The following is a 13,579-nucleotide window of genomic DNA, read 5'->3' as shown; positions in this document are numbered from 1 at the left end:
CTGGAGTTTGACATGTTGTTTTTGGTCGTGTTATTCGTATCGGAGTCGACATATGTGCCAAACGTGGTTTTATTCGAGGTGGTATTCGAGTATTGCGGGCCCCCGGCCCCGGGGCGGGGCGCCGTCATCGTGGCCGGAGCTCGTCTATGGCACCGGTGGTGGTGTCGGCCAGGTAGAAGACGGGAGAAGGTTTGGGCGTCGCCAGACTACCGCCCTCGGTGACGCAGAGTCGAGCAGCGGGTCGCCGCCGCGAATTGTCGCGTCGCCCTGGAAGTAGCGGTCCACACCGGTCGATTGCATCAGGTCGCGAAGAGGCTGCGGCCCCCCTTCCGAGAGCCGAAAGTGCGTCTGTGACGCACGAATTGGCGTCATGCTTCGCTCCCGGGTGCTCCGATCGGCTCGATAGTCACTGTGCGACACCGCATTCGGGGCTCTCGCCTGCGAACACCCGCAGTTGCATGGCCAAGGTGGCGTAGTAGCCGACCAGGGTGGTCAGGTCGAACAACGCGCGCTCGCCGAGGACCGCGACGGCCTCGCGATAGGCGCTGTCGCTCAGGTTGCCGGTGCGCGCGAGGGCGAAGGCCGCCCGCAGTGCCGTACGCTCTTCGGGATCGGTGAGTTCGGGCTCGTTGCCCTCGTGGATGGCCCGAAGTTCGGCTTCGGTCACCCCCAATGCCCGCGCGACGGGCTCGTGCGCCTCGGGTTCGAAAGCACTACCCCAATGCGAGGCGACTGCGAGTATCGCCATCTCCCGCGCACGCGGTGACAGGACCGAGCGGTAGCGGATGGCCACGCCCACCGCTTGCAGGGCCAGGCCCATGGGCGGGCTGAGCAGCATGGCATTGAATGGGCCGCGCAGAACACCCTGGTCGTCCACGAGCGGGAAGGCTTGCGGGCCCACACTGCGCGGGCCACCCGCGATGGCGTCGTAGAGCTCGGCTTGTTTCTTGGTGAGATTGGCGGGCACGATCCCGGCCAGACGAGTACTCATAGTTGTTCCTTTCGCTCTGCATGCTGCTACGTCGTTCGGCGTAATGTGATATGAACTTTCATAGAGTGAAATTGAGAGGGGACATGGAATGCCGGGCCGTAAACGCGCCAGCGCCCGAGACGAGATCGCCGCGTCCGGTAAACGCCCTTACCAGGTGGAGGCACTGGCCAAGGGGCTACGTGTCCTCGGCCTGTTCTCCGAGCGGCGTCCGGCCCTGTCGCTCAGCGAAATCGCCGCGGAGACGGGCATTCCCATGCCCACCGCCTTCCGGATGGCCGCCACGCTGGTCACCGAGGGCTTCCTCGAGCAGCTCGCCGACGGCGGCTACCGGCCCGCCGCGAAGGTGTTGACCCTGGGTTTCGCCGCGCTGCGCGGATTGGATCCGGTGCAGTTGGCCGACGGCCCGCTGCACCGTTTGGCCGGTGAGCTCGATCAGACGGTCAATCTCGGCACGCTGTCCGATGATCAGGTGCTCTACCTGATTCGTATTCGCAACAATGACCTGATCTCGGCCAATATCCAGGTCGGCTCGCGGCTACCCGCCGTACATTCCTCGATAGGAAAGATGCTGCTCAGCGATCTGAACGGTACCGAGCTCGATCGCCTGCTGACCGAAACGTCCTTCCTCGGTCAGGCGGGGCCGAACGCCTTCCGCACCAGGGAGGAACTCGACGTAGCACTGGCCGAGATCCGCAACCGCGGTTGGGCCATGCAGGATGAGGAGTTCGCCTACGGCCTGCGCTCGGTCGCCGCACCCATTCGCGACGCGTCCGGGAAGGTCGTCGCCGCCGCCAATGTGGCGGTTCCCGCACGGGAGTTCCCCACTCGCAGGCTGCGCCAGGAGTTGCTGCCACGCCTGCTCGCCACCTGCGCAGAGATCTCCGTGCTGCTCGGCAGTCGCTGATCGCCGCGAACTCGTGTTCATCACACGAGGGTTCGGCCGCCATCGATGAACAGCACCTGGCCGGTCACGTACCCCGATCGCGGCGAGGCCAGGAACAGCACCGGCCCGACCACATCGTCCGGGCTGCCCAGGCGGCCGGCGGGCACAAGCGCGGTGAGCTCTTCCCGCACGCCGGGTTTGGCCAGGTAGCCGCTGGTCAGGTCGGTTTCGATGTAGCCGGGCGCGACTGCGTTGACCCGCACCCCGTGCTCGGCCAATTCCCGCGCCAGCACGCGAACCAACTGGTTGAGACCGCCCTTGGACGCCGCGTAGGGCCCGTGCAGCGGGTAGGCGACATGCGAGGACACCGACGAGAAGAACACCATGCTGCCGTTCCCCGCCGCGCTCATCACTCGCGCTGCCGCGCGACCGCACCAGAAGGCCGTGGACAAGTTGAGGGTGATGATGCGTTCCCAGGCATCATCGGGCATGTCGGTGATCGCGCGGCGATCGTTGACGCCGAGGGCGTGCACCATTGTGTCCAGACCCCCGAGCAGGTCGGAAGCGGTTCTCACCGTCGCGTCGCAGACGTTCGCGGAACTCAGATCCGCAGTGATCACCTGCAACCCGCCGGCGGCCAGGGCCGGTTCGGCCTGTAAAGCCCGCAATCGGGCTTCGTCCACATCGGCCACAACCACGCGGGCGCCGACCGCGACCAGGCTGCGCGCGCACGCGGCGCCCAGCCCGCCGCCACCGATCACCAGCACCCGAGCCCCGCTCAAAGCCAGCCAGTCCATCGTGTACTTCCTTTCACTAGATGAGAGTAACTTTCATAACTGAAAGTGTAGGGCGTCGATCCATATGCGCGCTGTGGTGTTCTTCTTATTGCGAGGAGCGTGCGGTCGGCGTAGACCGGCCGCCGGGCTCAGAAGACGGGTGCGCGTTTCGTGCGGAAGGCCTCCACGCCTTCGCGGTATTCCGGCCCGCGGTAGACCTTGCTTCGTCGGTCGTCGAGGCACTCGTGGACCTGCGGACTCAATGGCACCGCCTCGGCCAACTCGTTGATCGTCGCCTTCATTGCCGAAATTGTCTGCGGCGCACGCGTTTCGATGAGTTCGGCTAAGGCGTACACGTACTCTTCCAATACGTCCGCGGGCATCAACTCATTGATCAGGCCCAACTCGTAGGCCCGCAGCGCCCCGAGAGGCGTGGCCGTGAAGAACATCTCCTTCACCACTCCCTGGGGCAGCCGCGCCAAGAAATGCATGAGATCGACGGTGCGATAAGGCAATCCGAGTTTCCCTGCGACGACCGCGAATGTGGCGTTCTCATCGGCGATCACGAGATCGCAATTGACCACCAGGTCACATGCGCCACCCCGCACGGCGCCATCGACCATGGCGATAACCGGCGCGTGACACCGGCGCACCGCACGAACCAGTGCTTCCACCGGATCGTCGTGCGACGACGGATCCGTCCCCGGCGCCGGCAGTTCACCCGCATCGCATCCTGCCGACCACACTCGGCCCCGCACTGCCGAGCGCAGCACGATGGCCCGTACGCCCTCCTCCTGCATCAATGTCAACGCGGAGAGCGCTTGATCCACCAGGCCCGTACTCAGTGCATTGCGACTGCTGTAGTCGTCGAAAGCGATCGTGCCGACCCCGCCTGTCACCGACGTCTGGATGCGACGCATCAGCGCGCCTCCTGAACCGTGCCGGCCGCGCGAGCAGTAGCTATGTGGATGCTGGACGGTCTTGGATTCAACTTCGGCATGCTCACTCTCCTCTCTCCTGAACGAAGCCCGCTGTGAGCGGGTCCTTCGCCCGTTCTGATCACGCTGGTCGGCAGCCTTCGACTGTCTGGTCCACTCGCGAGATCTACTGGATCATTTGTTCAGCTATCTCGACATGAGATAGTCTGACATATGTTCAAGTAGTTTGCCAACTATTCACTGGAGGACGGGCATGTGGGCAGTCGAGTGAAAGCCGTATCCGTGAGCCGGCGCACGTCGGGACGGTCCGTGAGGTACCCGGCCGAGGATCTCGCGTCGTGTGCGACTCGGGTGAACGAGCATCAGAAAAACCGACAGGAAGGCATTGATAAGTGAGCAGGTTGGACCGGGTGCGAATCGGTTGTGGTGCTGGATTCGCCGACGACCGCATCGAACCCGCAGTGGAGTTGGCCGAGCGAGGCCGGTTGAACTACCTGGTATTCGAATGTCTCGCCGAGCGAACAGTCGCCCTCGCGCAACGGGCCAAATTGAACGATCCGGATGCCGGTTACAACGAATGGCTCGCCGATCGCATGGAGGCGGTGCTCGAGCCGTGTGCCCGGCAGGGAGTCAAGATCATCACGAATATGGGTGCCGCGAACCCTCGCGCTGCTGCTCGCGCGGTCGCCGAGATCGCTCGGCGCAAGGGCCTGACCGGATTGAAGATCGCGGCGGTCACCGGCGACGATGTTCTCGATCACGTGCGGGGCACCGACCTGCCGCTGCTGGAGCGGCCGGTGACGCTGTCGGCGCTGGGGGACACCGTCATCTCGGCCAACGCCTATACCGGCATCGACGGCATTCTCGCCGCGCTCCGGCAGGACGCCGATATCGTGATCGGCGGGCGCATTGCCGATCCGGCCCTTTTCCTGGCGCCTCTTGTGCACGAATTCGGTTGGTCCACCGCGGATTGGCGGCTGATGGGCACCGGCACCGCGGTTGGGCATCTCCTCGAATGCGCTGCCCACGTCACCGGCGGCTATTTCGCCGATCCCGGTGTGAAGGAAGTGCCCGACCTGGCCCGGCTGGGCTTCCCGCTCGCCGAAGTCGACGCGGACGGATCATTCTCGATCACCAAAGTGGAAGGATCCGGTGGCCGGGTCACTGTCGCGACAGTGACCGAGCAACTCCTGTACGAGGTGCATGATCCCGCCGCCTATTTCACCCCCGATGTGGTCGCTGATTTCTCCGGTGCCAGGTTGGAGCAAGTCGGAGATGATCGTGTGGCCGTCCGCGGAATCAGCGGGCACTCACGTCCGGGCACCCTCAAGGTGTCGGTCGGCTATGTTGACAGCTTCATCGGCGAGGGCGAAATCTCGTACGCCGGGCCGAATTCCGTCGCGCGCGGGCGGCTTGCCCTCGATATCGTCCGGCAGCGGCTGCCGCTCATCGGAGTGCCCACCACCGAGACGCGCTTCGATTTGATCGGCGTCGATGCCGTGCATCGCGGTGCGGGCGTCTCGGCGACCGGTGATCCGGGTGAGGTCCGGATCAGAGTGGTTGCGCGCACCGACAGCATGGCCCAGGCGCGCCGGGTCGGCCACGAAGTGGTCGCGCTGTGGCTCAACGGTCCTTGCGGCGGCGGTGGTGCGACCCGCAACGCGTACGAGGACATTGCCGTCGTCTCGGTATTCCTGGACCGAAATCTCATTTCCCCCACCGTCATCTTGGAGGAGTCCTGATATGAAGCTGCATGAATTGGCCCATGCCCGCACCGGGGACAAGGGTGACATCTCGGATATCTCGGTAATCGCCTACCATCCAGCCGATTTCGACTTCCTGCGCGAGTACGTAACCGCCGAGCGAGTCCGCGAGCACTTCGCCGATATCGTGCGCGGACGTGTCGACCGATACGAAGTTCCCCAGTTGTCCGCGCTGAAATTCGTACTGCACTCGGCACTGGGCGGCGGTGTCACCCGTACCCTCAACCTCGATATCCACGGCAAGAGCCTGAGCTGTTCTTTGCTCGAGATGCAGGTGCCCGAACAGGCGGCCGTGGCGTCATGACCGGCGAATGCGAAACGCTACTGGTGCTAAACCTCGGCACGCGATCACTGTGCGCGGTGTCTCTGGACGGTGCGAGCGTCCACCCGGTGGTCGAGGGACTGACCGAGGTGCCCGACGGCCTTATTGTCGATCAGCGGCGTGGGCACGTTTACTGGACGAATATGGGTACCTCCGACAGCGGCGCCGACGAATTGATCGGGCAGCAGTTCAATACCCGCAACGGCTCCATCGAACGAGCCGACCTCGACGGTGGCAATCGGCGTACCATCGTGCCGCCCGGGTCGTTCACCACCGGCAAGCAGCTCACCGCCGATTTCGACGAAGGCAAATTGTACTGGTGCGACCGGGAGGGCACGCAGGTGCTGCGCTGCAATTTGGATGGTTCGGCGCTGGAAGCCCTCGTGGTCACGGCAACAACGGATCATTCCGAACGTAACCAGTGCGTCGGCATCGCGGTCGACCCTGAACGCCGCCTGGTCTACTGGTCGCAAAAGGGCGCACCGAAGGCTGGTGAGGGGCGCATCTTCCGCGCACCGATCGACATTCCGGCCGGTAGCACCGCGGTCGCACGAAATGATATCGAACTATTGTGGGACAACTTACCGGAGCCGATCGACCTGCACCTCGATGACGCCGGGCATCTGTTGTGGACGGACCGGGGTGCGGAGCCCGCCGGTAACACCCTCAATCGTGCGCGGGTCCACCCGTCCGTCGGTACACCAGAGATAGTGTCCCGCGGCTATCACGAGGCGATCGGCCTCACTCGCGGTGGCGATTCCACCTGGTATGTAGGCGATCTCAGCGGGTCGATTCGCATGGTCGATCCGGACAACCGCATCGACGTGGAGTTGATCGACCTCGAATCACCACTCACCGGGCTGGCAGTGGCGTCGTATTCATCCTCGCGCATCCCGGGCCAGGGGTGCATCGCGACGTGATCGGGTGGACGAAGTCATCAGATAGCCGACGAGGCCGGAAATTGCGTACAGCAGAATCATGGCCAGCGATATCGGCCAGTCCACGCGATCGCGGAGAGTGCCCACGATATCCGGCGAGATATGGCTGGTGATGCGAAGGAAATTCACAATAACTCCGAGCGATGCGGCCAGCGCCAGCGGAAGCAACGCGAGCCGAATGTTTCGAGGCACTCGGACGACACCAATCGTCACCACGATCGAGGCGTGGGCGAGCAGGATGGTGGTAGCAGCCACATACGAATAGATTGTCGCCGGTCCGCCGAGCGTCCCAACGTATTTGGCGGGAGTGGTCGGCGCATTCGAGATCGACCAGAGCATCACCATGGCCAGTGCGGCCGCCGTGACCGCACGCCTGATCCAGGGGGCGTACTTCTCCATACCCCAAGCTCGCACCACCAGCATGCCCATGTAACACGCGGCGGCGGCGACCAGGAGATCCCCGAGCAAGTCGGTGAAGTTGGCGAGGTGGACGTCGGCGGCCGATCGAGTGTCCAGCCAGGAGCTGGTCAACAGCCGGGGGTGTCGCAATGCGACGCCGAGCATGAGAAACGTCGACGCGACGGTGAATGGGCGCGATTGCGGCACCGTGCGCCACCTGGTGAGCCGTAGCACGACCACGATCATCGCGAAGGCGAAGCAGACGATTTCGAGCAGCATGAACCCGCTCACGACAGCAGGCCTTCTGCGATGGTGCTGTCGCGCCGCCACCGCTTGCGTTTCTGCAACGCTGGGTCCGCAGCCTCTTCCTGTTCGGCGGCGGCGGAACGCAATCGCTCCTTCTCCCTTCGAACGAGCTCCTCGAGCAGTTGCATGTGGCTCGCGGACCGCAACGGAGCGTGGGCTGCGGCACGGAGCGCTTCGCTCTCCGCGATAAGACCCGCCGCCACCAACCCGTCCACCGGATTGACGCCGTATGCCCTGGCGAAGTCGATCACGGTTTCGGCTACGGGTGGATCACTCTCCCGCAGGTGCCGGCCCACCCGGTTGTTGCCGATACCCATGCGGGCGGCGATCGCGCGCTCACTGTCGCCGCCCGCAACACTGTTACGCCACTCGAGGAATCGTTCCATGCGCTCGCTCACGCGTCATAGTGTTCCAGAACTGGTACGTTACGACCCGCCGGGTAGAGTCCAGCCGGGACCGTGTCGCAGCCTGGCGCATGTCATATCGACCCGGTGGAATCGGGTGCTTTCGCCGCGCTGCAGTCGTCAGCGCGCATGCAGGGCATCGTTCCACGACTGGGTGTCCGAGCATTGATGCACCCCGGTCAGCAATCCGTCCGCCACTGTCCACAGGTGGACGAACTCGGCCTCGAAGGACCTCCCACTGGAGTTGGCCGTGCCAACATATCGGCCTGTCACGATGATGGTTCCGTCGGCGGCTTCGTACCACCGCTCGGGGTGGGCGGTGACGTCGAACAAGTGGAACAACGAGCCCCACGCGTCCCGCATCATCGCCGTGCGGCCGGAGTGAATCCCGCCCGCCCCGCCCGGCATGCCGGGCGCGAGACTCCCGACGAACTCAGGATGGAGCACCTTCAGCAGGGCGGCGTCATCGCGCGTTCGGGCGGCACGATAGAATTCGCGAACGACCTTCACGGAATCGGATTTCAGCGCGACGGCGTCGAGGCTCCGATCGCCGGAATCAGAATTCCGACCCCCGTAATAGCGCGATATCTCGATCAGCAGGGCGGTTAGTATCCCGCCAAAAGCCGCTGTATACCATTTCTTGCGCATGTCCATTCCCCTATCGAGACGATTGGTCGAATACGTCACCCGGCATAGATCAGGGGTCGACGATCCCGCCAAGGCATCGCTTCCTCCAATTGAGCCGCCACTTGCAGCAGCAGGTCCTCCCGCCCGCGGTCAGCGACGAGTTGAACCCCGATCGGCAGCCCCTCCCGGCTCTGCCCGACCGGGAGGCTGATCGCAGGGTGGCCGGAGATATTGAAGGCGGCTGTAAACGGGCCCATCTCGAAGAGTCGTTCCAGCCACGTCCTCATGGTGTAGCCGGGACTGTCGTAGTCCAGCACGCCGTGGGGGAGCGGGAGCTGCCCGAAGGTCGGGGTCACGAGCAGGTCGTAGCGGTCGAGGAACAGGCCGATCGGTCGGGTCACCTGATCCTGGGCGTGCAGCGCCGCCGCGATGTTCATCGCCGTGGACCTCTCGGTCTCCGTCAAGATCTGTTGGGACATCGCCTGAAGAATTCTGAGGCCTCTGTCGGGGAGTTTCGTCGGGTTCTCGGTGATGAAGGTACGCAATTCGGCGCCACCCGCGATCATCGCCAGGGTTCCGGCTTCGATTATCGAGTCCGAATCGACTGTGGGCCGATCCGATTCCATTACGTGCCCTAGTTCCTCCAGGCACCTTCCCACTTCGAGGGTCACTGCAACGACCTGCGGATCGACCGGCACTCCCGACCATGCATCTGTACTGATGGCGACCTTCAGTCGGCCGGGAGGAATGCTCATCGTCTGGGCGTAGGGCCGCACCGGCCGTGGCAGCGCGAACTTATCACCGCTGGGTGGCGCGGCGATTGCGTCGAGAATATGCGCGGTGTCCCGGACCGTGCGCGTCAGCGCGGACTCGGCGAGTAGACCGAACGCGGGTTCGCCGGACAGTGGACCGTTGGGCGTCCGCCCGCGGCTCGGTTTGAGCCCGACCACCCCGCAGCACGATGCGGGTATACGCACGGATCCGGCTCCGTCGCTGCCGTGTGCAACCGGCACGGCGCCCGCTGCGACGAGAGCGGCGGCGCCGCCACTCGAACCGCCCACTCCGCGATCCAGCATCCACGGATTGCGCGTCGGCCCATTCCACGGGTTTTCGGTGGCCATGCTGAATCCCATCTCCGGCATGGTGCTCTGGCCCAGTGTCACCAGGCCGGCGGCCCGGAAACGGCTCATCAAGTCGTGGTCCACTCCCGGCGGATCGAACCGCACGCGGGTGCCCGCCGTGAACGGCACCTCCCGCGCGAACGGTCCGGTGTCTTTGATCACGAGCGGCACACCGGCGAGTGGCCCGTCGGCGTTGCTTTCGAGAGCCGATTCGAAGGGCGGCATCGCCAGGGCATCGAGATGCTGGTTCACCTGTTCGAGTGCCTGTCGGGCGACGCTTACGACAGCATCGGCGGTCACCGCGCCGGATCGGATCGCCGCGCGCAGTTCGGTCATGTCCATTCGGCCGTAGTCCTGCACTGTCAGGGAGCCTCGACTATCGGCCGCGATGCTGTAGGGCTTGGTTGCTCGGTTGCTGTTCATCGTGTGGATGTCACCTTCCTCCAGGGGGCTACCGCCCTACCCGTGTGATATACAACCTGCGTTACACAACGCACGTTACATAACAGACCACACGTTGTGCAACGCTTGTTATGCTCGGCGGCGATCAGCGCGGTCGAAGGAGGAGTAATGCCGAGAGTGGTGTCCCAAGAACAGCGGCGCCGCGACATCGTCGATGCGGTGTGGAAAGTCGCCGCCGCGGAGGGGGTTCCCGCGGTCACCTTCCGCAGGATCGGCAAGGAGCTTGGTGGATCGTCGACGCTGGTCACCGAATCCTTCCCCACTCGAAGCGAAATGCTCGACTATGCGATGTCCACCCGAATCGCCGAATGGGAAGAGCGTTTTCGGCAAGTGTCCGTGGGCGGTGAGGAGAGTCCCATCGACATGCTCCGGGCGCTGCTGCTCGAGAACTGCCCCGTGGACGAGGAGGGCCGCGGGGTCGCACGGATCTGGCTGAGCGATATCTGCGGTCCCTGGGGTGAACAGGCGCCGAACGCGCGCGGTCACATTCGCGGTCACATTCGCTGGTTTCGCGAGCAGGTTGCCGTTCTGGCCGATCAATTGGGCGGCGGTCGCGACAGTGCCGAACTGCTGGTCACGCTCACCTACGGCATCAATGCCGCGGCGACAGAGGAGCCCGGGGCGTGGCCGCCGCAGCGCATCGAAGCCTTCGTCGACGATGTGATCGACAGAATTCGAACGCGCCGACCGCTGATCTGACCGCGCCCTGGGGACTCGCGAAGCGGCGCTGTGGGACTGCTTCTGGATGCGAAGCCTTGCCTCGAACATCCGATACGCGAGTGCATGCGTGTGAGTTGCGTCGCGACGGGGAACTGCGAGAGGCATGATTTTGCAAAAATGCAATAGAGTGCATTAGTATCGCAACACGAGGTCGGCCGCTTCGACTATGTCCGCACGTGTGGGCGCTTCGCGCTGCTCGGGTGATGCGGCCGCAAAGTACCCCCTGACCATCGACCAGCGAGGCGTGACCCGTCGTGACTCCTGTGAATTCGATCCTCGGGCGCGCGGCGGTATCGGCGGGCGCGTTGGCGATTGTCGTCGGTCGTGCCTGAACGCGAAGGAAGCCGGGTATGACGATTGACAAGCGATCGACTGCGGCAGGGGACGTAGAGGGGCGCTCCATCGGCGCAGCGGCCCTGCTCCCTACTGCGGAGACCGTCGAAATCGGTGTGCTGCTGGCGATTGTCGGGGGATTCCTGGATGCCTATACATTTCTGACGTGCGGCGGAGTTTTCGCAAATGCGCAGAGCGGCAATGTCGTCCTGCTCGGCCTGGAGGCGGCGCAGGGGCACTTCAGGCAGGCGCTTCGCCATCTGTTCCCTATCGTGGCGTTTATCGCAGGTGTCTTGTTCGTGGAGGCGCTGCGCCGTCCGCGGGTCGCGGCATTGGTGCGATGGCCCGCACGCGTCGCACTGATACTCGAGATCTCGGCGCTGGTCATCGTGGGACTGCTGTGGCGTTCACTACCCAGCGGTGTGGTCGTTGTACTGATTGCATTCGTCGCTTCCGTGCAGATTTCGGCATTCAAGACACTGCGCGGCTGGTCCTATACCTCGACGATGGCGACAGGCAACCTGATGTCCCTGACCGCCGGTTGGTTTCAGCGCGTGGTGGCGCGTGATCGTCAGGCGACGACCAAGGCCGCTAGTTTCACCCTGATCACCATGAGTTTCTTGCTCGGTGCTCTGCTCGGTGGCGTGTCCTGCCTGGTGCTGGGCGGTCATGCCATCTGGGTTCCGATCGTTATCCTGATTGCGACGTTGGTCTTGTTCGTCATCGATGACCGGCCTCGTCCGCGGTTGTCGTAGGTCGCGAGGTCTATCCGCCGGGCCGATAGCGGTCGGGCCCGGCGGAAGACGCCGGCTCGGCGCATCGGGAGTCATACCCGGGCGCCGCTATAACGTTGTGCTATCCGGCTATCTCGTCGGCGGCTCGGTATCCGGATTGAATGGCGCCGTCGAAGTATCCGTTCCAGCGAGTGGCGGTTTCAGTTCCCGCCCAGTGCAGAACATCGATCGGCGCGCGCAGTGCGGGACCGTAGGCGGTCCAGCCACCGGGTGCCAGGTGGCCGGAGAAACAGCCTCTGGTCCAGGGTTCGGCGCTCCAATCCAGTTCGATGAAATCCTCTGCTTCGCACGCTTTTTCGCCGAACAGCTCGCCGAGCCGGTTGAGGACGGCGGCCCGTCGCTGTCCCGGGTCCAGCTCGCGAAGTCGATGTGCGTCGCCACCGTAGGCGAAGGCGGTGAGCACGGCACGCGCGGCGCCAGGTGGTGTGTTGTCGACCGTTTCGGTGAGAATGCCGTTGCTGCAGTTGGTGATTCCCGACAGGCCGGAGTCTCGCCAGAACGGCTCGGGATAGACGGCGTGCATTTTGAGCGCGTAGCCCGCCGCCATCCGCTGCGTCAATCCATCGCGCTGTGGCGGCAGCGCTGGTCGGTACTCGATCCGACCGGCCAGTACCGGCGGAACGGCGACGATCACGTGCCCGGTGTCGACGGTGAACTCATCGGTATGTACTTGCGCACCCCGGCTCGAATGATCAATGCGCCGCACCGGCGCCGACAGGTGAACAGTCCCTCCGGGAAGGTCAGCGGCCATGCGCTCGGCCAGCACCTGCGGTCCACCGATTATCCGATGTGATTGCGCGCCACCCTCGATGCCGAGCAATATGTCCAGACCATCTGCGCTGGCGATGTAGAACAGCATCTCCAGCAGCGACACCTCGGTGGCATCCGCCGCCAGCAGCATGCCGGCTGTTGTCCGGCCGACCGTGCGGGCGACGGCTGGATCGTCGGTTCGCGTCGACAGCCACGATGCCAGTGTCTGCCCATCCCATTCGTGCGCTCGCGGATGGCTCCATGGCTCTGCCGGCGAGAGCTCGCGAGCAAGTTTGTCCAGTTCGGCGCGCAATGCCAAAACCGACGAGGGCATGTCCGGCGCACGGGTGCCCTCGTATTCCATGAACGCGGCGCCGTGTTGCGGCGTCGGGTACGTCTGAACGTCATGCTTTTCGATCAGGGCCTGAACTTCGTATTGTGTCGGTCCCACCCACTGTCCGCCCAGGTCCAGCTGTGTCCCGTCGGACAGCAAGCGGGTCAGCACCCGACCGCCGACTCGATCACGGGCTTCGAGGACCACCACACTTCTCCCGGTGGTGACCAGCCGCGCCGCTGCGGCGAGACCCGCGAAGCCGGCACCGACTACTACTACGTCCACACTGCGATTTCCGCGCACCACATGCCTTCCAGTCAATCCCCACCGAGCCCGCTGCCAGGCGGGTGTCCGATTCGATCGGAACTCGGACGCATCCGAATTCCGATCCTCGACCCGGCTCGTCACTCGCCCTTCTGCTGGGGCGTGCAATCGCTTCGCCTCCGCATCGGGGTGGCCGAGGCGGTGCCGAAGCGCCGAGTGTGATTCAATTATGCAACACTCTAGACTCTTACTGGGGCAAGGTAGAAGGCGGCCGTTCTGCCGTTCCTGTTGCTTCCGCTGTTGTGGCGACACGGTTCGGCGTCTGCTTCCCGTGTCAGGTCCGAGCATGGCGGGGCGAAGCCGCCGAGGCCTTGCTGCCCGATTTGGAAACTATGGATTGGCCTTTGGGGTGTGGTTCCACCGGGCTGTACTCCGCCGTTCTCTAGCCTTCCTA

14 protein-coding genes are annotated in these 13,579 nt (G+C 64.2%); 6 read left to right on the top strand and 8 right to left on the bottom strand.

The genetic code is table 11. The features are described from left to right. Positions 1-406: 406 nt before the first annotated feature. Positions 407-991 carry a carboxymuconolactone decarboxylase family protein gene (locus ACFVIV_RS11995; protein WP_379195319.1) on the bottom strand — a complete coding sequence of 195 codons (585 nt, stop codon included), beginning with the start codon at positions 989-991 and terminating at the stop codon, positions 407-409. 88 nt (positions 992-1,079) lie between these two features. Between ACFVIV_RS11995 and ACFVIV_RS11990 the strand changes: the two genes are divergently transcribed. After that, complete coding sequence (locus ACFVIV_RS11990) at positions 1,080-1,895, top strand: IclR family transcriptional regulator (RefSeq protein ID WP_379195317.1); 816 nt, start codon at positions 1,080-1,082, stop codon at positions 1,893-1,895. Between the two features lie 20 nt (positions 1,896-1,915). Here ACFVIV_RS11990 and ACFVIV_RS11985 read toward each other — a convergent pair whose 3' ends face one another. Together ACFVIV_RS11985 and scpB are read right to left on the bottom strand one after the other, a co-directional pair. Continuing rightward, positions 1,916-2,671 carry an SDR family NAD(P)-dependent oxidoreductase gene (locus ACFVIV_RS11985; protein WP_379195315.1) on the bottom strand — a complete coding sequence of 252 codons (756 nt, stop codon included), beginning with the start codon at positions 2,669-2,671 and terminating at the stop codon, positions 1,916-1,918. 128 nt (positions 2,672-2,799) lie between these two features. After that, on the bottom strand, positions 2,800-3,570 hold the full coding sequence (gene scpB, locus ACFVIV_RS11980; RefSeq protein ID WP_379195313.1) for a methylmalonyl-CoA decarboxylase: 771 nt from the start codon (positions 3,568-3,570) through the stop codon (positions 2,800-2,802). A gap of 410 nt (positions 3,571-3,980) precedes the next feature. On the opposite strand from scpB, the gene ACFVIV_RS11975 reads away from it, so the two are divergent. From ACFVIV_RS11975 to ACFVIV_RS11965, 3 genes are read left to right on the top strand one after another with little or no spacing between them, the layout of a single operon-like run. Then, a complete protein-coding gene (locus tag ACFVIV_RS11975; protein WP_379195311.1) occupies positions 3,981-5,330 on the top strand; it encodes an acyclic terpene utilization AtuA family protein in 1,350 nt (449 codons plus the stop codon). A gap of 1 nt (position 5,331) precedes the next feature. Further along, positions 5,332-5,655, top strand: a complete 324-nt coding sequence (locus ACFVIV_RS11970; RefSeq protein WP_379195309.1) for a hypothetical protein — start codon at positions 5,332-5,334, stop codon at positions 5,653-5,655. Further along, positions 5,652-6,593, top strand: a complete 942-nt coding sequence (locus ACFVIV_RS11965; RefSeq protein ID WP_379195307.1) for a hypothetical protein — start codon at positions 5,652-5,654, stop codon at positions 6,591-6,593. The genes ACFVIV_RS11970 and ACFVIV_RS11965 overlap by 4 nt, the downstream gene beginning before the upstream one ends. Here ACFVIV_RS11965 and ACFVIV_RS11960 read toward each other — a convergent pair. The 4 genes from ACFVIV_RS11960 to ACFVIV_RS11945 all read right to left on the bottom strand — a co-directional run bounded on the left by ACFVIV_RS11960 (position 6,552) and on the right by ACFVIV_RS11945 (position 9,891). Further along, positions 6,552-7,301, bottom strand: coding sequence for a hypothetical protein (locus tag ACFVIV_RS11960; RefSeq protein ID WP_379195305.1), 750 nt, complete (start codon positions 7,299-7,301; stop codon positions 6,552-6,554). The two genes, ACFVIV_RS11965 and ACFVIV_RS11960, sit on opposite strands and share 42 nt — an antisense overlap. Further along, on the bottom strand, positions 7,298-7,714 hold the full coding sequence (locus tag ACFVIV_RS11955; protein ID WP_379195303.1) for a hypothetical protein: 417 nt from the start codon (positions 7,712-7,714) through the stop codon (positions 7,298-7,300). The genes ACFVIV_RS11960 and ACFVIV_RS11955 overlap by 4 nt, the downstream gene beginning before the upstream one ends. 126 nt (positions 7,715-7,840) lie before the next feature. Further along, the gene (locus tag ACFVIV_RS11950; protein ID WP_379195301.1) at positions 7,841-8,368 is read right to left on the bottom strand and encodes a nuclear transport factor 2 family protein; all 528 of its coding nucleotides are present in this window, start codon (positions 8,366-8,368) and stop codon (positions 7,841-7,843) included. Positions 8,369-8,403: 35 nt separating this feature from the next. Beyond that, positions 8,404-9,891 carry an amidase gene (locus ACFVIV_RS11945; RefSeq protein ID WP_379195299.1) on the bottom strand — a complete coding sequence of 496 codons (1,488 nt, stop codon included), beginning with the start codon at positions 9,889-9,891 and terminating at the stop codon, positions 8,404-8,406. 147 nt (positions 9,892-10,038) lie between these two features. Between ACFVIV_RS11945 and ACFVIV_RS11940 the strand changes: the two genes are divergently transcribed. Then, on the top strand, positions 10,039-10,629 hold the full coding sequence (locus tag ACFVIV_RS11940; protein ID WP_379195297.1) for a TetR/AcrR family transcriptional regulator: 591 nt from the start codon (positions 10,039-10,041) through the stop codon (positions 10,627-10,629). A 371-nt stretch (positions 10,630-11,000) separates the two neighbouring features. Then, positions 11,001-11,738 (top strand): YoaK family protein, encoded by a 738-nt coding sequence (locus ACFVIV_RS11935; RefSeq protein ID WP_379195296.1) that lies wholly within the window; start codon positions 11,001-11,003, stop codon positions 11,736-11,738. A 100-nt stretch (positions 11,739-11,838) separates the two neighbouring features. Here ACFVIV_RS11935 and ACFVIV_RS11930 read toward each other — a convergent pair whose 3' ends face one another. Continuing rightward, positions 11,839-13,473, bottom strand: coding sequence for a flavin monoamine oxidase family protein (locus tag ACFVIV_RS11930; RefSeq protein WP_379195294.1), 1,635 nt, complete (start codon positions 13,471-13,473; stop codon positions 11,839-11,841). Positions 13,474-13,579 lie beyond the last annotated feature (106 nt).

This window comes from Nocardia sp. NPDC127526 (genome assembly GCF_042672265.1).
GTDB lineage: Bacteria > Actinomycetota > Actinomycetes > Mycobacteriales > Mycobacteriaceae > Nocardia.
Note: the sequence above shows the minus strand (reverse complement) of the source record. Positions and strands in the feature narration are given on the sequence as shown.